General features: G+C 73.4%; 18 protein-coding genes. 15 read left to right on the top strand and 3 right to left on the bottom strand.

The genetic code is table 11. The features are described from left to right. The first annotated feature begins 16 nt into the window (after positions 1-16). Positions 17-850 carry a MetQ/NlpA family ABC transporter substrate-binding protein gene (locus tag KIK05_RS19860; RefSeq protein ID WP_214412242.1) on the top strand — a complete coding sequence of 278 codons (834 nt, stop codon included), beginning with the start codon at positions 17-19 and terminating at the stop codon, positions 848-850. A gap of 148 nt (positions 851-998) precedes the next feature. Here the strand turns inward: KIK05_RS19860 and KIK05_RS19865 are convergent, their stop codons facing one another. Beyond that, complete coding sequence (locus KIK05_RS19865) at positions 999-1616, bottom strand: TetR/AcrR family transcriptional regulator (RefSeq protein ID WP_308250014.1); 618 nt, start codon at positions 1614-1616, stop codon at positions 999-1001. 47 nt (positions 1617-1663) lie between these two features. Next, entirely contained in the window at positions 1664-2986 is a 1323-nt protein-coding gene (gene paaK, locus KIK05_RS19870; protein WP_214412243.1) for a phenylacetate--CoA ligase PaaK, read from the bottom strand. Between the two features lie 239 nt (positions 2987-3225). Between paaK and paaZ the strand changes: the two genes are divergently transcribed. The 6 genes from paaZ (at position 3226) to paaE (ending at position 9079) form a co-directional block, all read left to right on the top strand. Beyond that, positions 3226-5259, top strand: coding sequence for a phenylacetic acid degradation bifunctional protein PaaZ (gene paaZ / locus KIK05_RS19875; RefSeq protein WP_214412244.1), 2034 nt, complete (start codon positions 3226-3228; stop codon positions 5257-5259). Between the two features lie 86 nt (positions 5260-5345). Next, the gene (gene paaA / locus KIK05_RS19880) at positions 5346-6293 is read left to right on the top strand and encodes a 1,2-phenylacetyl-CoA epoxidase subunit PaaA (protein ID WP_214412245.1); all 948 of its coding nucleotides are present in this window, start codon (positions 5346-5348) and stop codon (positions 6291-6293) included. Next, complete coding sequence (gene paaB, locus KIK05_RS19885; RefSeq protein ID WP_214412246.1) at positions 6290-6571, top strand: 1,2-phenylacetyl-CoA epoxidase subunit PaaB; 282 nt, start codon at positions 6290-6292, stop codon at positions 6569-6571. The genes paaA and paaB overlap by 4 nt, the downstream gene beginning before the upstream one ends. 7 nt (positions 6572-6578) lie before the next feature. Continuing rightward, positions 6579-7463: a 1,2-phenylacetyl-CoA epoxidase subunit PaaC gene (gene paaC, locus KIK05_RS19890; protein WP_214412247.1), complete on the top strand. Its 885-nt coding sequence runs from the start codon at positions 6579-6581 to the stop codon at positions 7461-7463. A 5-nt stretch (positions 7464-7468) separates the two neighbouring features. Continuing rightward, positions 7469-7960 (top strand): 1,2-phenylacetyl-CoA epoxidase subunit PaaD, encoded by a 492-nt coding sequence (paaD, locus tag KIK05_RS19895; RefSeq protein WP_250563072.1) that lies wholly within the window; start codon positions 7469-7471, stop codon positions 7958-7960. Between the two features lie 36 nt (positions 7961-7996). Continuing rightward, positions 7997-9079, top strand: coding sequence for a 1,2-phenylacetyl-CoA epoxidase subunit PaaE (gene paaE / locus KIK05_RS19900; RefSeq protein WP_214412249.1), 1083 nt, complete (start codon positions 7997-7999; stop codon positions 9077-9079). A gap of 34 nt (positions 9080-9113) precedes the next feature. Here the strand turns inward: paaE and KIK05_RS19905 are convergent, their stop codons facing one another. Continuing rightward, positions 9114-9752, bottom strand: coding sequence for a histidine phosphatase family protein (locus tag KIK05_RS19905; RefSeq protein WP_308250015.1), 639 nt, complete (start codon positions 9750-9752; stop codon positions 9114-9116). Positions 9753-9981: 229 nt separating this feature from the next. Here KIK05_RS19905 and KIK05_RS19910 point away from each other — a divergent pair, with 229 nt between their 5' ends. From KIK05_RS19910 to KIK05_RS19945, 8 genes are all read left to right on the top strand, one after another. Next, complete coding sequence (locus KIK05_RS19910) at positions 9982-10194, top strand: CbtB domain-containing protein (protein ID WP_214412251.1); 213 nt, start codon at positions 9982-9984, stop codon at positions 10192-10194. Positions 10195-10211: 17 nt separating this feature from the next. Continuing rightward, positions 10212-10988: a CbtA family protein gene (locus KIK05_RS19915; RefSeq protein WP_214412252.1), complete on the top strand. Its 777-nt coding sequence runs from the start codon at positions 10212-10214 to the stop codon at positions 10986-10988. Positions 10989-11040: 52 nt separating this feature from the next. After that, complete coding sequence (locus tag KIK05_RS19920; RefSeq protein ID WP_214412253.1) at positions 11041-13188, top strand: putative cobaltochelatase; 2148 nt, start codon at positions 11041-11043, stop codon at positions 13186-13188. 1 nt (position 13189) lies between these two features. Then, positions 13190-13792 (top strand): cob(I)yrinic acid a,c-diamide adenosyltransferase, encoded by a 603-nt coding sequence (cobO, locus tag KIK05_RS19925; protein WP_214412254.1) that lies wholly within the window; start codon positions 13190-13192, stop codon positions 13790-13792. A 360-nt stretch (positions 13793-14152) separates the two neighbouring features. Continuing rightward, positions 14153-15511, top strand: a complete 1359-nt coding sequence (locus KIK05_RS19930; protein WP_308250016.1) for a cobyrinic acid a,c-diamide synthase CobB — start codon at positions 14153-14155, stop codon at positions 15509-15511. 10 nt (positions 15512-15521) lie between these two features. Continuing rightward, entirely contained in the window at positions 15522-16712 is a 1191-nt protein-coding gene (cbiE, locus tag KIK05_RS19935; RefSeq protein ID WP_214412255.1) for a precorrin-6y C5,15-methyltransferase (decarboxylating) subunit CbiE, read from the top strand. Between the two features lie 462 nt (positions 16713-17174). Continuing rightward, positions 17175-17921 (top strand): precorrin-4 C(11)-methyltransferase, encoded by a 747-nt coding sequence (gene cobM / locus KIK05_RS19940; protein WP_214412256.1) that lies wholly within the window; start codon positions 17175-17177, stop codon positions 17919-17921. A gap of 46 nt (positions 17922-17967) precedes the next feature. Continuing rightward, positions 17968-18594 carry a precorrin-8X methylmutase gene (locus KIK05_RS19945; RefSeq protein WP_214412257.1) on the top strand — a complete coding sequence of 209 codons (627 nt, stop codon included), beginning with the start codon at positions 17968-17970 and terminating at the stop codon, positions 18592-18594. The last annotated feature ends 7 nt before the right edge of the window (positions 18595-18601 follow it).

Below are 18601 nucleotides of genomic sequence, written 5' to 3' on the forward strand. Positions count from 1 at the left end.
ATGAAGGAGATGCAAGGTGCGTAAGCTGATCGGCGCCGTGGCCGCCGCCGCGCTGGCGTTGGTGCTCGCGGGGTGCGGAGGGTCCGGCGGGTCCGGCTCGGACACGGCCGCGGCCAAGGACGGCGTGCTCAAGGTCGGGGTCAGTCCCGTGCCGCACGGGGAGATCCTGAAGTTCGTCAAGGACAAGCTGGCGGCCTCCGCCGGGCTGAAGCTGGACATCGTCGAGTTCACCGACTACGTGCAGCCGAACGTGCAGCTCCAGGAGGGCCAGCTGGACGCCAACTACTTCCAGCACCGCCCCTACCTCGCCGACTTCCAGAAGTCCAAGGGCGGCAAGGAGATGACGTTCGTCCAGGCCGTGCACCTGGAGCCGCTCGGCCTGTACTCCAAGAAGGTCAAGTCGGCCGGCGAGCTCGCCAGCGGCGCCACCGTGGCCGTCCCGAACGACGCCACCAACCTCGGCCGTGCCCTCAAGCTGCTCGAGGACAACGGCGTGATCAAGCTCAAGCCCGGCGTCGGCACGGCCGCCACCGAGCGTGACGTCGCGGAGAACCCGAAGAACCTGCAGTTCAAGCCGCTGGAGGCCGCGCAGCTGCCGCGCTCGCTGGAGGACGTGGACGCCGCCGTCATCAACGGCAACTACGCCCTGGAGGCCAAGCTCAAGCCGGCCACCGACGCTCTGGTGCTGGAGAAGGCCGAGGGCAACCCCTACGCCAACGGCCTGGTGACCCTCAAGGGCCACGAGAACGACCCCAACATCAAGAAGCTGGCCCAGCTCCTGGCCGGCCCCGAGGTCAAGAAGTTCATCGAGGACACCTACCAGGGCTCGGTCATCTCCGCGACCTCCTGAGGCCGGGGCCCACGGGAAGTCCGGCCGCCCGCCGTGACCCGGCGCCGTCTTCGCCGTTCGGCTTCTCGCCGTCGCGGCGCCGGGTATGGCGGTGGCCAGGACGGGCCGCCGGTCCGGACGCGGTGCCCGTCCCCGGAGAATCGCGCGTTCACGTCTCCGACGGCGGGCGGCGCAGGCCGTTGAAGGCCATCTCGCAGACGGCGTCGGCGAGGGTGTCGGCGTTCATGCCGCCGCGCGGCCGGTACCACTCGGTCAGGGAGTTGACCAGCCCGAACAGCATGCGGCCGGCGACCGCGGGGTCGATTCCGGGGCGGACGTCGCCCTCGGCCCCGGCCAGCTGCACCAGCTCGCCGACCATGTGGTCGAACTCGCGGCGCCGGGCGAGCGCCTGGCGCTCCACCTTGGTGTTCCCCCGCACCCGCAGCAGGAGGGTGACGAACGGGAGCCGCTCCACCAGCACCCGCACGCTGCTCCGTACGAGGCGCTCCAGCTTGTCGATCGCCCGGCCCTCCATCTCCGTGACCTCGGCGGCCGCCTCGAACAGGCCGTCGAGTGCGCGGTCGACGGCCAGGCGCAGCAGTTCGTCCTTGCTGGTGACGTGGTAGTAGATCGCCGACTTGGTGATGCCGAGCCGGCGCGAGAGATCCTCCATGCTCGTCGCCTCGTAGCCGCGCTCGTTGAACACCTTCACCGCGACGGCGAGCAGGGACTCCAGGTCGTAGCCGGGTCGGCCTCGACGGGACGGGGTGGCGCGGGCGGTGGTCACCTCAGGAGTATCGCAACCCGCCGCTCACCTGCGCCCGTGGAGGGGGCTCAGCGGGCGCCGGAGGCGCGGCGGTCCACCAGGCGGCGGAGTTTGCCGACCGAGCGTTCCAGGGTCTCGGGGTCGACGACCGAACATTCGACGGTGACGCCGATCGTCTCCTTGACCGCCTCGACCAGCTCGCCCGCCGCGAGGGCGCGGCGTTCGGCGGGGCAGCCGGGACGGGCCTCCACCTGGACGGTCATGTGGTCCAGGCGGCCGGGCCGGGTGAGCACGAGCTGGAAGTGCGGGGAGAGCCCCGGGGTGCGCAGGACGATCTCCTCGATCTGGGTGGGGAAGACGTTCACGCCCCGCAAAATGATCATGTCGTCGCTGCGCCCGGTGACCTTCTCCATGCGGCGGAAGGGCCGCGCCGTGCCCGGCAGCAATCGGGTCAGGTCGCGCGTGCGGTACCGGATGACCGGAAGGGCCTCCTTGGTCAGCGAGGTGAACAGCAGCTCGCCCTTCTCGCCCTCCGGCAGCGGCTCGCCGGTCAACGGGTCGACGACCTCCGGGTAGAAATGGTCCTCCCAGATGTGCAGGCCGTCCTTGGTCTCGGCGCACTCCTGAGAGACGCCGGGCCCCATGACCTCCGACAGGCCGTAGATGTCGAGGGCGTCGATGCCGAGGCGCTCCTCGATCTCCTCGCGCATCCCCTCCGTCCACGGCTCGGCGCCGAAGATCCCGATGCGCAGTGACGTCGAGCGCGGGTCGACGCCCTGCCGTTCGAACTCGTCGACCAGCGCGAGCATGTAGCTCGGCGTGATCATGATGATGTCCGGCCGGAAGTCCTGGATCAGCTGCACCTGCCGGGCCGTCATGCCGCCCGACACCGGGACCACGGTGCAGCCGAGGCGCTCGGCGCCGTAGTGGGCGCCGAGCCCGCCGGTGAACAGGCCGTAGCCGTAGGCGATGTGCACGATGTCGCCCGGGCGGCCCCCGGCGGCCCTGATCGAGCGGGCCATGAGGTCGGCCCAGGTCGACAGGTCGCGCTCGGTGTACCCGACGACGGTGGGACGGCCGGTGGTGCCGCTCGAGGCGTGCACGCGGCGGACGCGCTCGCGCGGGACGGCGAACATGCCGAACGGGTAGCCGGCCCGCAGGTCGTCCTTGGTGGTCATGGGGAAGCGTGCGAGGTCGGCGAGGGTGCGGCAGTCGTCGGGCCGCACGCCGGCCTCGTCGAACGAACGACGGTAGAACGGCACGTTCTCGTAGGCGTGGCGCAGCGTCCACCGGAGACGTTCGAGCTGGAGGGCGCGGAGCTCCTCGGGGCCGATCTTCTCCTCGGGGTCGAGCCGGGAGGGGTCCGCCGTGGTGTTCCCGAGGCCGCTCACAGGCTTCCCCTCCGTCCGTCCCGGCCGCGGCGCAGGGGCGTTCGCCCGCGACCGGCCGGGGATGATCCGTCGCCAGTTAATGGTCGCCGCTCCTCGGCTGTCAAGGGTGCCCGGGTCGCGCCGCCCCGCAGCGGGTAGGACGCGGGATGGCCGCCGCGCCACGGCGGCGCCGTCCCGCCGGCCGGGGTTAATATCCGAACGAACGGCCGGTAAGTGAATCCTCGATGGGGAGGTCCTCGATGGCCCCGCTCAGCAGCTACGTCACCGGTTCCTGGCACGTCCCCCGCGATGAGGGGCTCCCGCTTCACGACGCCGTCACGGGGGAGGAGGTCGCGCGGATCTCCTCGGCGGGGGTCGACTTCGGGGCCGCGCTGTCGTACGGACGCCGGGTGGGCGGCCCGGCCCTGCGCGAGCTGACCTTCCACCAGCGTGCCGCGCTGCTGAAGGCGCTGGCCTCTCACCTGCTCGAACACCGCGACGAGCTGTACGAGTTGTCGCTGCGCACCGGCGCGACCCTCGGCGACTCCAAGTTCGACGTCGACGGCGGGATCGGCGTGCTGTTCTCCTTCTCCAGCAAGGGCAGGCGCGAGCTGCCGAACGACCGGGTCCACCTCGACGGCGGCGTGGAGCCGCTCGGCAAGGGCGGCACCTTCGTCGCGCAGCACGTCCACACCCCCCTGCGCGGCGTCGCCGTGCAGATCAACGCGTTCAACTTCCCCGTCTGGGGGCCGCTGGAGAAGCTCGCGCCCGCCTTCGTGGCCGGGGTGCCGTCGCTGATCAAGCCGGCGGGCCAGACGGCGTACGTCACCGCCCGCCTGGTCGAGCTGATCATCGGCTCCGGCATCCTGCCCGAGGGCTCGCTGCAGCTGGTCTGCGGGAGCGCGGGCGACCTGTTCGAGCATCTCACCGAGCAGGACCTGGTGGCCTTCACCGGCTCGGCGTCCACGGCGCAGAAGCTGCGCACGCACCCGGTCGTCGCCGCCCGGTCGGTGCGGTTCAACGCCGAGGCCGACTCCCTCAACTGCTCGATCCTCGGCCCGGACGCCGTGCCCGGCACCCCGGAGTTCGACCTGTTCGTCAAGCAGCTGGTGACCGAGATGACGGTCAAGGCGGGGCAGAAGTGCACGGCGATCCGGCGGGCGTTCGTCCCGGCGGAGCTGATCGGCGAGGTCGCCGAGGCCGCCGCCGCCCGGCTGGCGAAGGTCACTGTGGGCAACCCCGCCGACCCGTCGGTGCGCATGGGCGCGCTGGCGAGCCTCGGCCAGCGCGAGGAGGTCCGCCGGGCGCTCAAGGCGCTGATCCAGGCGGGTTCGGTGGTGTACGGCGACCCCGAGCGCGTGGAGGTCGTGGGCGCCGACGCCGAGCGGGGCGCGTTCATCTCGCCCGTGCTGCTGCGCGTGGACGACCCCGACCGTCCCGAGCCGCACGAGGTCGAGGCGTTCGGGCCGGTCAGCACGCTGATGCCGTACACCTCCGGCGACCAGGTGGTCGAGCTGGCCGCCCGGGGCCAGGGCAGCCTGGTCGGGTCGGTGGTGACCGGCGACCGCGACTTCGCCCGCGACGTCGTGCTCGGCGTCGCGCCGTGGCACGGCCGTCTCCTCGTGCTCGACCGGGAGTGCGCCAAGGAGTCCACCGGGCACGGCTCCCCGCTGCCCGTCCTGGTGCACGGCGGGCCGGGCCGGGCCGGCGGCGGCGAGGAGATGGGCGGGATCCGGGGCGTGCTGCACCACATGAACCGCACGGCCGTGCAGGGGTCCCCGGCGGTACTGGCGGCGGTCACCGGACGCTGGGTCTCCGGCGCCGAGCGTGCCGTCACCGACGTCCACCCCTTCCGCAAGCACCTGGAGGAGCTCCGGGTGGGCGACACGGTGGTCGCCGGGCCGCGCGCGGTGACCCTGGACGACATCGAGCACTTCGCCGAGTTCACCGGCGACACCTTCTACGCCCACATGGACGAGGAGGCCGCGCGGGCGAACCCGTTCTTCGACGGCAGGGTCGCCCATGGCTACCTGATCGTCTCGCTGGCGGCCGGGCTGTTCGTCGACCCCGACCCGGGGCCGGTGCTGGCCAACTACGGCCTGGAGAACCTCCGCTTCCTCACGCCCGTCTACCCCGGCGACGAGCTGACGGTCACGCTGACCGCCAAGCAGATCGACCCGCGCGAGGGCGCGTCGTACGGCGAGGTCCGCTGGGACACCGACGTCACCAAGCAGGACGGCTCCTCGGTGGCGAAGTACGACGTGCTCACCCTGGTGGCCAAGCGCGAGGGCTGATCGGCCCGGGTCCCGGGTTGCGCCGGGGCCCGGCCCTGGGCCAGACTGATAACTGACCGAATGTTCGGTAAAAGGGGTGGCGGGTCGTGGCTGACCTCCAGGAGCACTTCGACCGTACGATCGACAAGGACCAGCGCATCGAGCCGCGCGACTGGATGCCCGAGGGCTACCGCGCCACGATGGTGCGGCAGATCGCGCAGCACGCGCACTCGGAGATCATCGGCATGCAGCCCGAAGGCGCGTGGATCACCCGCGCCCCGTCGCTGCGCCGCAAGGCGATCCTGCTGGCCAAGGTGCAGGACGAGGCCGGGCACGGCCTGTACCTCTACTCCGCGGCCGAGACGCTGGGCGCCGACCGCGCCGAGCTGACGGAGAAGCTCATCGCGGGACGGCAGAAATACTCGTCGATCTTCAACTACCCGACGCTCGGCTATGCCGACGTCGGGGTGATCGGCTGGCTGGTCGACGGGGCCGCGATCTGCAACCAGGTGCCGCTGTGCCGCAGCTCCTACGGGCCGTACGCCCGCGCGATGATCCGTATCTGCAAGGAGGAGTCCTTCCACCAGAGGCAGGGGTACGAGCTGCTGATGACCATGATGAAGGGCACCGAGGCGCAGCGCGCCATGGTCCAGGACGCCGTGGACCGCTGGTGGTGGCCCTCGCTCATGATGTTCGGCCCGCCCGACGACGCCTCCCCGAACACCGCCAGATCGATGGCCTGGAAGATCAAGCGGCACACCAACGACGAACTGCGGCAGCGGTTCGTCGACATGACCGTCCCGCAGGCCGAGGCGCTCGGCGTGACCCTCCCCGACCCCGACCTGACCTGGAACGCCGAGCGGGGCCACTACGACTTCGGCGAGATCGACTGGTCGGAGCTCCAGCGGGTGATCAGTGGGGACGGCCCGTGCAACGCCCAGCGGATGGCCGTGCGCCGCGCCGCGCACGAGGACGGCGCCTGGGTCCGCGAGGCGGCGCTGGCACACGCGGGCAAGCGGATCCGTACGGACGAGGCGGCGGAGGTGGTCGCGTGACCGGCTGGCCGTTGTACGAGGTGTTCGTGCGCAGCAAGCGCGGGCTCAACCACGTGCACGTCGGCTCGCTGCACGCGGCCGACGACGAGACCGCGCTGCGGCACGCCCGCGACCTGTACACCCGGCGCAACGAGGGCGTGAGCATCTGGGTGGTGCGCTCCGACCACATCGCCGCCAGCAGCCCGGACGAGAAGGACCCGTTCTTCGCCCCGAGCGGCGACAAGGTGTACCGGCACCCCACCTTCTACTCCATCCCCGACGACGTCCCGCACATGTGAGGCAGCCATGTCGAGCGAGCACGTCCACGGCAACGCATACGAGGGGCTCAACGAGGGCGACGACCCGCGCTGGGCGTATGGCACCGGGTTCGCCGACCCGCTCGCCGGCGTCGACACGCGCGTGCCCGGCGGAGTGGACGGGGCCGACCTCGCGGCCTACTGCCTGATGCTCGGCGACGACGCGCTGATCATGTCGCACCGCCTGCAGGAATGGTGCACGCACGCCCCCGAGCTGGAGGAGGAGGTGGCCCTCGCCAACATCGCGCTCGACCTGCTCGGGCAGGCCCGGCTGCTGCTCACCCGCGCCGGTACGGCCGACGGCTCCGGCCGCGACGAGGACGCCCTGGCGTTCCTGCGGGAGCCGGGGGAGTTCCGCAACGTGCGGCTGGCCGAGGTCGAGAACGGCGACTTCGGCCACACCATGGCGCGCCTGCTGGTCTTCTCCATCTGGCGGCTCGCCCTGCTCGACCGGCTGACCTGCTCACGCGACCCGGTCGTGGCGGCGGTGGCCGCGAAGGGGGTGAAGGAGGTCGCCTACCACCGCGACTACGCGGCGGGCTGGGTGGTGCGCCTCGGGGACGGGACGGCGTACTCCCGTGAGCGGATGGCGGCGGGGCTCCAAGCGGTGTGGCCGTTCGTGCCGGAGCTGTTCACCCCGCACGAGGCCGAGCTGCGCCTCGCCGAGGCGGGGGTCGCCGTGGACCCGCGCCACCTGCGTGAGGAGTTCGACTCCGTGCTCGACCAGGTCCTGTCCGCCGCCACGCTCACCCGGCCGCCGGACGTCCGCGCCGAGGCGGGGGGCGGCCGGGAAGGGTCGCACACCCCCGCGATGACCGCGCTCCTGGCGGAGCTGCAGAGCGTCGCCCGCGCCCATCCGGGGGCGACATGGTGACGCGGATGGGCGCGCGGGCCGTGGCCGAGGCCGTGGCCGATCCGGAGCTGCCCATGCTGACCCTGGCCGACCTCGGCATCCTGCGCGACGTCGAGGAGGACGCCGGGGGCCGCGTCGTGGTGACGATCACCCCGACGTACAGCGGCTGCCCGGCGATGGCGGCCATCCGCGCCGACCTCTCCGCCGCGCTGCGCACCGCCGGGTACGCCGACGTGGAGGTCCGCACCGTCCTGACACCCGCCTGGACGACCGACTGGATCAGCGAGAGCGGCAAACGGAAGCTGGCCGAGGCCGGGATCGCCCCGCCCGGGCCCGCCCCCGCGCGCCGGCGCGGCCCCGTGCCGCTGACCCTCGGCATGCCGGGCCGCCGGGTGGTCTGCCCGGTGTGCCGTTCGGACGACACCGAGGAGCTGTCGGCGTTCGGCGCCACCGCCTGCAAGGCGCTGTGGCGCTGCCGTGCCTGCGGGGAGCCGTTCGAGCGCGTCAAGGAGATCTGAAGTGGCCGTCCGAGCGAGATCCGGGGTGAGCCGAGCATGACCATAGCGGGCGTACGGGACAGGCGCCGCGCCGGTTTCGCCACGCTGACCGTGGCGCGGGTCGAGCCGTTGTGCGAGGACGCCGCCGCGATCACCTTCGACGTCCCGGCCGAGCTCGCCGCCGACTTCGCCTTCCTGCCGGGCCAGTCCTTGACGCTGCGCAGGATGGCCGGCGGGCGTGAGGAGCGGCGTTCGTACTCCATCTGCTCACCGGCGGACGGCCCGCTGCGCATCGGCGTCCGGGAGATCCCCGACGGGCTGTTCTCCACCTGGCTGGTCCGCCGCCTCCGGCCCGGGGACCGCGTGGAGGTGCTGCCTCCCAGCGGCGGCTTCACCGCCGATCTCGACCGCCCGGCCCACCATGTGTTCGTCGCGGCCGGGTCGGGCATCACGCCCGTGTTGTCGATCGCCGCCACCGCCCTGCGCGCCCCCGGCAGCCGTGTCACCCTCTTCTACGGCAACCGCACCACGCGCAGTGTCATGTTCGCCGAGGAACTGGCGGACCTGAAGGACCTCGCGCCCGCCCGGGTCGAGCTGGTGCACGTGCTGTCCAGGGAGCCGCGCGAGCCCGAGCTGTTCACCGGCCGGCTCGACGCCGCCAAGCTCCGCGTGCTGCTGCCCGCGCTGACACCTGTCGCCGACGTCGGCCACTGGTGGCTGTGCGGGCCGTACGGGCTGGTGAGCGACGCGCGGCAGGTGCTGGCGGAGCTGGGGGTGGCCGGTGAGCGCGTCCACCGGGAGCTGTTCTACGTGGACGAGCCGCCGCCCGCTCCGGCACGCCGCGCGGAGGGGCCGGGGGAGGCGGCGGCGAAGGTCACCGTGACCCTGGACGGCCGGACGACGACGGTGGCGCTGCCACGTGACGTGACCGTGCTGGAGGGCGCCCAGCGGGTACGACCCGACCTGCCCTTCGCCTGCAAGGGAGGCGTGTGCGGCACCTGCCGGGCACGTGTCGTCGAGGGCGAGGTGGAGATGCGCCGCAACTTCGCCCTGGAACCGGCCGAGGTCGAGGCCGGCTACGTCCTGACCTGCCAGTCCCTGCCCGCCTCGGACGCGGTGACGGTCGACTTCGACACCTGACCCGCCTGCGCCGGCGGCGGCTGGTTCGATCCGTTCAGGCGTGGAGGGCCGGGGAGGAGGGGCCGGGGAAGCGCAGGCGCCAGCGGGCGCCGTGGGCGGTGAGCGAGAGCTGGGAGAGCGGCTCCACGTCGATGTTCCAGAACGCCTCGGCCGGAGCGCCGACGGCGTGGACGGCGGCGGCTCTCATGACGGCGGGGTGGGTGATCGCGAGCAGCCTGCCGCCCTGGTCGCTCCGGGCCCGCAACCAGGTGGCCACTCGCCCGATCAGGGCGATCACCGATTCGCCGCCGTGCGGGGCCGCGGCCGGGTCGGCCAGCCATGCGGCCAGGCCGTCGGGGTCGTCCGCCTGGACGTCGGTCAGCGTGCGTCCCGCCCAGCGGCCGAAGTCGCAGTCGCGCAGCCCGTCGTCGGGCGTGGCGTCCAGGCCCAGGCCGGACGCGGTCTGCAGGCAGCGTGCGGACGGTCCGCACAGGACGGCCGGACGTGGCGGCGCGGTGCCGGGAGAGGCGCTCTCGCCGCGCCGGCTCGCGAGGGTGGGGAAGTGGGCGAACAGGTGGCCGGCGCCGGCCGCCTCCCGTCTGCCCCGGGCGTCGAGGCCTTCGTCGGACGGGAAGGCGGACTGCTGCAAGGCATCGGTCGAACCATGGCAGACCATGACAATCCTGACCGTCACTCGCGTCCCTTCCGTGGGGTAAACGCGGTAATTGTCTCCCTTCGCGCCCATTGACGCGCCCGCCGTCCACACCGTACCGTCCAAACGACATTGTTGACGGTGTGGGGAAGCCAGCGAGACTCTGGCACGGCCGCGCCACTGTGACCGGCCCTCCGGGGACGGGAGTCAGACCCTCCGTCGTCACCGCCACCCCCTATGGGACGCGTGATCCCCGAGGAGGCACCTTTCCATGGCCCAAGCCGCCGTTCCCCAGTCCCGGCCCGCCCCCATCGGCATCCCCGTACGAGACCTGCTGCCGTGGGCGATCTTCGCCGGTGTTCTCGCCCTCGTCCTCATCTACTTCGTCGGCGCGGAGCAGGGCGCCACCTCCCTGATCTCCGGCAACGTCGTCCACGAGTTCGTGCACGACGGACGCCACCTGCTCGGCTTCCCCTGCCACTGACGGGGGCCCACCGCAGCATGGTGAGAAACCTGCTGGTCCGCGGCATGCTCGCGGGCCTGTTCGCCGCTGCCCTGGCCCTGGTCCTCGCCTGGGCCTACGGGGAGCCACAGGTCGCCACGGCGATCTCGCTGGAGGACCACGCGGGGCATGCCTCGCACGCCGCCGAGCACCTCGCGGGAGCGGCCGCCGGTCACGGGCATGAGCACGAGTCCGAGCCGGTCAGCCGTGGGGTGCAGTCGACCCTCGGGCTCGCCACGGCGATCGGCGTGTACGGCGTCGCGATCGGAGGCGTCTTCGCGATCGTGTTCGCCTTCGCGTACGGGCGGCTCGGGGCCTTCGGGGCCCGCGCCACCTCCGCCCTGCTCGCCCTGGGGGCGTTCGTCACCGTCCAGCTGGTGCCGTTCCTGAAGTACCCGGCGAATCCCCCCGCCGTGGGCGACCCGTCCACCATCGGACGCCGTACCGGCCTCTACCTGGCGATCCTCCTGATCAGCGTCCTGCTCGCCGTGGTGGCGCTCCTCCTCGGCCGCAGGCTGGCGCCCCGTCACGGCGACTGGAACGCGTCGGTGCTCGCCGGCGCCGCGTTCCTCGCCGCCGTGGTCGTGGTGTTCCTGCTCATGCCCTCGGTCGACGAGGTGCCGCCGGACTTCCCCGCCGCGCTGCTGTGGCGGTTCCGGGTCGCCTCGCTCGGCACGCAGGCCGTCCTGTGGGGCACCCTCGGGCTGGTCTTCGGCCCGCTGGCCGAGCGGGCGCTGAACCCGGACCGTACCCCGTCGCCGATCCCGGCCGCCTGAACGCGGCCGGGCGCACCCGTGGCGGCCGGCCGCCGCGAAAGGACATCACGACATGCTCGCTCGGCCCGTGGCGGCCGTACGGCCTCACTACCCGTTCACCGCGGTGGTGGGGCTCGACGATCTCAAGCTCGCGCTCATACTCAACGCCGTGTCCCCCCGTACGGGCGGCGTCCTCATCCGCGGGGAGAAAGGGACGGCGAAATCGACCATCGTCCGTGCGCTGGCGGCGCTCCTGCCGCCCGTCGCGGTCGTCCCCGGTTGCCGCTTCTCCTGCGACCCCGCCGCCCCCGACCCGGACTGTCCCGACGGACCCCACGAGCCTGCCGGGGAAGACGGCCGGCCGGACGCCGCCGAACGGCCGGCGCGGCTGGTGGAGCTGCCGGTCGGGGCCTCCGAAGATCGCCTGGTCGGATCCCTCGACCTGGAGCGCGCCCTCACCGAGGGCGTCAAGGCGTTCGATCCGGGCCTCCTGGCCGCCGCCCACCGGGGCGTGCTGTACGTGGACGAGGTCAACCTGCTGCACGACCACCTGGTCGACCTGCTCCTCGACGCCGCCGCCCTCGGCACCTGCTACGTGGAGCGGGACGCGGTGTCCGTCCGCCACGCCGCCCGGTTCCTGCTGGCCGGCACGATGAACCCCGAGGAAGGCGAGCTGCGGCCCCAGCTGCTCGACCGCTTCGGCCTCACGGTCGAGGTAACGGCGTCACGCGATCCGGCGGCGCGGGCCGAGGTCGTACGGCGCAGGCTGGCGTTCGAGGACGACCCCGAGGGCTTCGCGGCCGCGTGGGAGGCGGAGGAGCGTTCGCTCGCCCAGCGCATAGCGGAGGCGCGCCGCCGTCTGCGCCAGGTCACGCTGCCGGAGACCGCGCTGCGGCGGATCGCCACGGTGTGCGCGGCGTTCGGCGTGGACGGCATGCGGGCCGACCTCATCACCGCCCACGCGGCCGTGGCGCACGCGGCCTGGCGCGGAGGTACGGAGGTCACGGCCGAGGACATCCGGGAGGCGGCCCGCCTGGCGCTGCCGCACCGCCGCCGGCGCGACCCGTTCGACGCGCCCGGCCTGGACGAGTCGGAACTGGACGACCTGCTGCGCACCGCCGGACCCGGCCCGGAGGGCGACGACCCGGACCCTGACCCGGGCGGCGCGCCCTCCGGGAACGAGGCCCGGGACGGCTCCTCGCCGGCTCCCGGTGCTCCCGAACAGGGCAGAGACGCACAGGACGGCACCGCGCCCTCCGCGCGGGACGCCACCGCACCTGCCGGCCAGGACGGCACAGCATCTTCCGGGCAGGACGGCACAGCATCTTCCGGGCAGGACGGCGCCGCACCTGCCGGGCGGCGCGGCGGCACACGGGACGACTCCACGGCGGCCGCGGCCGGGGGGACGCAGGCCGCGGCCGAGCCCGGCAATCCGTACCGGGTCCGCCCGCTGGCCGTCCCGGGGGTCGGCGACGGCAGCCCGGGACGGCGCTCGCGTTCCCGTACCTCCTACGGCCGGATCTCCGGCGCGCGGCCACCGCGGGGACGCCTCACCCGGCCGCACCTGACCGCGACGCTCCTCGCCGCCGCCCCCCACCAGCGTGAACGCGGCCGCGGCGGCCCCGGCCTCATCGTGCGCGCGCCCGACCTGCGCGAGGCGGTCCGCGAGGGCCGCGAGGGCAACCTCGTCCTCTTCCTGGTGGACGCCAGCGGATCCATGGCGGCCCGCCGCCGCATCAGCGCGGTCAAGGGAGCCGTACTCAGCCTCCTGCTGGACGCCTACCAGCGCCGCGACAAGATCGGCCTGGTGACCTTCCGGGGGGCCGCGGCGGAGCTGGTCCTGCCGCCGACCTCGTCGGTGGAGGCCGGGGCCGCGCGCCTGCGGCTGCTGCCGACCGGCGGGCGGACGCCGCTCGCGGCCGGCCTGCGCCGCGCCGCCGAGGTCCTCCGCGTCGAACGGCTCCGCGACCCCTCACGCCGGCCGCTGCTGGTCGTGGTGACCGACGGACGGGCCACCGCGGGCACGGAGACGGACGTCCGCCGGGCGGCCGCGCTGCTCTCAGGGGTGGCCGCCGTGGTCGTCGACTGCGAGAACGGCCCGGTCCGGCTCGGACTCGCCAGCACTCTCGCGGCCCGGCTGGGCGGTGAGGCCGTACGGCTGGAGCACCTCGCCGCCGGCGGCCTGCACGACCTCGTCCGCGACCACAGGAAGGCGGCCTGACATGCCCCAAGGAAAGCCGGCGGTGGTGCCGGACGACGGCCTGACCACCCGGCAGCGGCGCGGCCGGCCGCTCCTGCTCGTCCACACGGGGCCGGGCAAGGGGAAGTCGACGGCGGCGTTCGGCCTCGCGCTGCGCGCCTGGAACCAGGGCTGGCCGGTCGGGGTGTTCCAGTTCGTCAAGTCGGCCAAATGGCGGGTCGGTGAGGAACGCGCCCTGAAGGTGCTCGGCGAATCCGGCGAAGGCGGCACGGTGGCCTGGCACAAGATGGGCGAGGGCTGGTCGTGGATCAAGAAGTCCGGCACCGAGGCCGACCACGCCGCCGACGCCCGCGAGGGATGGGCACAGATCAGGCGCGACCTGGCAGCGGAGACGTACCGGCTGTACGTACTGGACGAGTTCACCTATCCCCTCAAATGGGGCTGGATCGATGTCGGCGAGGTCGTGGACACGCTGGCCGGCCGCCCCGGCAACCAGCATGTCGTGATCACCGGCAGGGAGGCTCCACCGGCTCTCCTGGAGGTCGCCGACCTGATCACCGAGATGACCAAGGTCAGGCACCCCATGGACACAGGCCAAAAGGGCCAGAAGGGCATCGAATGGTAACCCACCAACCGCCCCCCGCCCCTACCGCTTCGGTCCGTGTCGTGGGTGGGACTCTTGAGGGCGCCGGGTCGGCGGGATGTGGTGCGGCGGGGGCGGTGCCTGGTGCGGTGGTTCCGGGGTCTCCGGTCGCCGCACTTGCCGCTTCGGTCCGTGTCGTGGGCGGGTTTCTTGAGGGCGCCGGGTCGGCGGGATGTGGTGTGGCGGGGGCGGTGCCTGGTGCGGTGGTTCCGGGGTCTCCGGTCGCCGCACTTGCCGCTTCGGTCCGTGTCGTGGGCGGGTTTCTTGAGGGCGCCGGGTCGGCGGGGTGTGGTGCGGCGAAGTCGGCGCCCGTGTACGGCGTGTACCGGATGAGGGGGTGCGGTGGCTGAGGTTCCGCGTCTGGTGATCGCGGCGCCGTCCTCCGGGGCCGGCAAGACCACGGTGGCGACCGGGCTGATGGCGGCGCTCGCGGGCAAGGGGTTCACGGTGTCGCCCCACAAGGTGGGGCCCGACTACATCGACCCCGGCTACCACGCGCTCGCCGCCGGGCGTCCCGGACGCAACCTCGACCCCTGGCTCGTCGGCGAGCGGCTGATCGGTCCCCTGTTCGCGCACGGGGCCGCCGGTGCCGACATAGCGGTCATCGAGGGCGTGATGGGGCTCTTCGACGGGGCCACCCCCACCGACCCCGCTGACTCGGCGGCCGCCGGCGACCTCGCGTCGACCGCTCACGTCGCGCGGCTGCTCGACGCGCCGGTCGTGCTGGTCGTGGACGTCTCGGGCCAGGGCCGGTCCGTCGCGGCGCTGGTCCACGGGTTCATGTCGTACGACACCCGGGTCCGCGTCGGCGGCGTGATCCTCAACCGGGTCGGCTCCCCCCGGCACGAACGGATCTGCCGCGAAGCGCTCGCGGAGACGGGGATCCAGGTGTTCGGCGCCATCCCGCGCACCGGCGTCGTCGCGACCCCGTCCCGCCATCTCGGCCTCATACCTCCCGCCGAACGCAGCGCCGAGGCCGTCACCGCCGTGTCCGGCATGGGGGAGCTGGTGGCGTCCACCTGCGACCTGGAGGCCCTCGTCCGTCTGGCCCGCACGGCCTCCCCTCTCGCCGGCGCCGCCTGGAGCCCGTATGAGGCGGTGGGGGGCACGCCGGCCGGGACGGACCACGTCGTCGCGGTCGCCGGCGGGAAGGCGTTCACGTTCGGGTACGCCGAACAGGCCGAGCTGATCGAGGCGGCGGGGGGCACGGTCGTCACGTTCGACCCGCTCACCGACGAGCGGCTCCCTGTGGGCACGCGGGCGCTGCTGCTGCCCGGCGGGTTCCCGGAGGTGTACGCGGCGGACCTGTCGGCCAACCAACCCCTGCGCCGCGAAGTGGCCGCCTTCGACGGCCCCGTCGCCGCCGAGTGCGCGGGCCTGTTGTACCTGTGCCGGGAGCTGGACGGCCGCCCGATGTGCGGCGTCCTGGACGCGACGGCCGCGATGACCGACCGCCTCACACTGGGCTACCGCAGCGCCGTGGCGGTCCGCGACTCCGTCCTGACCAGGGAAGGCGAGCGGTACCAGGGGCACGAGTTCCACCGCACCCGCATCGTCACCTCCGCCGCCTCCGGGCCGCTGTACAGGTGGCGGGGCGGCGCCGACGGGTACGGCGGACCGTCACTGGCCGCTTCGTACCTCCACCTGCACTGGGCCGGCAGTCCTCGGCTGGCGGCGAGGCTGGTGTCCCGTGCCGCCTGAAGGCTCCGTGATGGTCGTCGGGATCGGGGCCGACGGATGGGCCGGCTTGCCCGTGGACGCGCAGAAGGAGATCGCGGCGGCCGAGGTGCTGATGGGAAGCGTTCGCCAGCTCGCACTCGTGCCGGACACCGGGGCCGAACGGATCGCCTGGCCGTCACCGCTGCTGCCGGCGCTGCGCGGGCTGCTCGCCGAACACCGGGACAGGACCGTGTGCGTGCTGGCCAGCGGCGACCCGATGTTCCACGGCATCGGTACGACGCTGGCGAGGATCCTCGGTCCCGGCAGGGTCCGGGTGCTGCCGCATCCTTCGTCGGTCTCGCTGGCCTGCGCCCGCCTGGGCTGGCCGGTCGAGGACACCACCGTCGTCAGCCTGGTCGGACGGCCACCGGATCTGCTGAACCGGATCCTCCAGCCCGCACGCCGCGCCGTCGTGCTCAGCGCGGACGCCGGCACGCCGCGCCGGATCGCCGAGCTCCTGGTGGCGAAGGGGTACGGCGGCAGCGCGATGACGGTGCTGCAGCGGCTCGGCGGCCCCGACGAGCGGATCACGACCGGGCACGCGTCCTCGCGGTGGCCGGACCTGGATCCGCTGAACGTCGTGGCCGTGGAGTTCCGGGCCGACGCGGGCGTCGTGCCGCTCTCCAGCGTGGCCGGCCTGCCTGACGAGGCGTTCGAGCATGACGGGCAGCTCACCAAGCGCGAGGTGCGCGCGGTGACCATGTCCCGGCTGGCGCCCCGGCCCGGGGAACTGCTGTGGGACGTCGGGGCGGGGGCGGGCAGCATCGGCATCGAGTGGATGCGCGCCGATCCGGCGTGCCGGGCGGTCGCCGTCGAGTCCCGTCCCGAGCGGGCGGCACGGATCCGGCGCAACGCCGCGGCCCTCGGTGTGCCCGGCCTGGAAGTGGTCACCGGATCGGCCCCGGCCGCCCTGGCGGGCCTGCAACGGCCTGACGCGATCTTCATCGGGGGCGGCTGCACGGCCGACGGCATGGTCGAGACCTGCGTGAACGCTTTGAGCCCCGGCGGACGGCTCGTGGTCAACGCGGTGACGGTCGAATCGGAGGCCGTCGTGGCGGCCTGGCACGCGCGCCTCGGCGGCGACCTCCTGCGCATCGCCGTCCACCGGGCCGGTCCGGTCGGCGGCTACACGGCATGGCATCCGGCGATGCCGGTCACGATCTGGACGGCGGTCCGCGAATGACACACCGGAAGAGCGAGGGCCACCGGCCGGCCGCCGTCGACCGGCGCCGGATTCACCGCCCACTTCCCACCGCCTCGGCGCCGCGAGAACACCCGCGACGGGACCGGAGCGGGTGAGGCCGCGTGGTGGGGCGAGTGGCGCGCTGGGTCGGAGGGGGGCCGCGTGGTGGGCCAGTGGCGTCGGGGTCAGACAGGGCGGAGTTGCGCGCAGCACATCGGGCCGCGTCCGGTGAGCGGCGGTGAGCGTCCGATCACCTGTGGTGGCCGGGGCCGGAGTGGGTGGGGCCGCGTGTGGTGGGGCGAGTGGCGCTGGTCCGGAGCGGCTGGGGCTGTGTGGGGCTGATCCGGAGTGGGTGGGGGTTGTGCGTGGTGTGGTGAGCGGCGGTGGCGTTCGCTCGTGTGGTCGTGGGTGTCGTGTGAAGGCCGTATGTGGCGGTGGTTGCTGGATGAAGGAGGAAATCGTATGGCGGTGCATTTCATCGGGGCGGGGCCGGGGGCGGCCGATCTCATCACCGTGCGCGGGCGCGACCTGATCGCCGCCTCCCCGGTCTGCCTGTACGCGGGCTCGCTCGTCCCGAAGGAGCTTCTCGACCACACGCCGCCCGGGGCGAGGCTGGTCGACACGGCGCACATGAACCTGGACGAGATCGTCGCGGAGATGGTCACCGCCCACACGGCCGGGCACGACGTGGCACGGCTGCACTCTGGGGACCCGTCCATCTTCAGCGCCATGGCCGAACAGATGCGCCGCCTGGACGCCGCCGGGGTGCCGTACGACGTGACGCCCGGCGTCCCGGCGTTCGCCGCGGCGGCCGCCTCGCTGGGGCGGGAGCTGACCGTTCCGGGGGTCGGGCAGACGGTCGTGCTCACCCGGACGTCGGCGCGGTCCACACCCATGCCGGAGGGCGAGGACCTCGGCACGCTGGGCCGCAGCCGTTCCACGCTGGTGCTGCACCTCGCCGTGCAGCGGATCGAGGCGGTGGTGGAGGAGCTGAAGCCGAACTACGGCGAGGACTGCCCGGTCGCGGTCGTGGCCCGTGCGAGCAGGGACGACGAGGTGATCCTGCGCGGCAGGCTCGGCGACATCGTCCGGCAGGTCAAGGAGGCCGGCGTCGTCCGGACCGCCGTGATCGTCGTCGGCGCGGTGCTGGCGGCCTCCGAGTTCCCCGACAGCCACCTCTACTCGGCGGCCCGCGACCGTGGCCGCTGACGGCGGCGCGGCCCGCGAGGCGCAGGGGGATTGGGGCGGTGGTGGGGTGATCGACTACATCCGGGACGGGGCGGAGATCTATCGTCGTTCGTTCGCGACCATCCGCGCCGAGGCCGATCTGGCCGGCCTGCCGGACGACATCGCCCAGGTGGCGGTCCGGATGATCCACGCCTGCGGCATGGTGGACCTCGTCGCCGATCTCGGCTGGTCCGCCGGGGTGGTGGGCGCCGCCAGGGCCGCGCTCCGGGCCGGGGCGCCCGTCCTGTGCGACGCCGCGATGGTCGCCTCGGGCGTCACTCGAAGGCGGCTTCCCGTCGGCAACGAGGTGCTGTGCACCCTCGGCGACCCGCGTGTGCCGGAGCTGGCCCGTGCGCTCGGCACCACCCGCAGCGCGGCGGCGCTGGAGCTCTGGCGCGACCGGCTCGACGGTGCCGTCGTCGCCGTCGGCAACGCGCCCACGGCCCTGTTCCGGCTCCTGGAGCTGCTGGAGGGGGGAGCGGGGCGGCCGGCGGCCGTGCTCGGCGTACCGGTGGGGTTCATCGGGGCCGCCGAGTCGAAGCAGGCCCTCGCCGGGTTCGGCGGCGGCATCGAATACCTGGTCGTGCACGGCCGCCGGGGCGGCAGCGCGATGGCCGCCGCGGCCGTGAACGCGATCGCCTGCGAGGAGGAGTGAGCAAGAG

The sequence above is a fragment of the Sphaerisporangium fuscum genome (assembly GCF_018531465.1).
Taxonomy (GTDB): Bacteria; Actinomycetota; Actinomycetes; order Streptosporangiales; family Streptosporangiaceae; genus Sphaerisporangium; species Sphaerisporangium fuscum.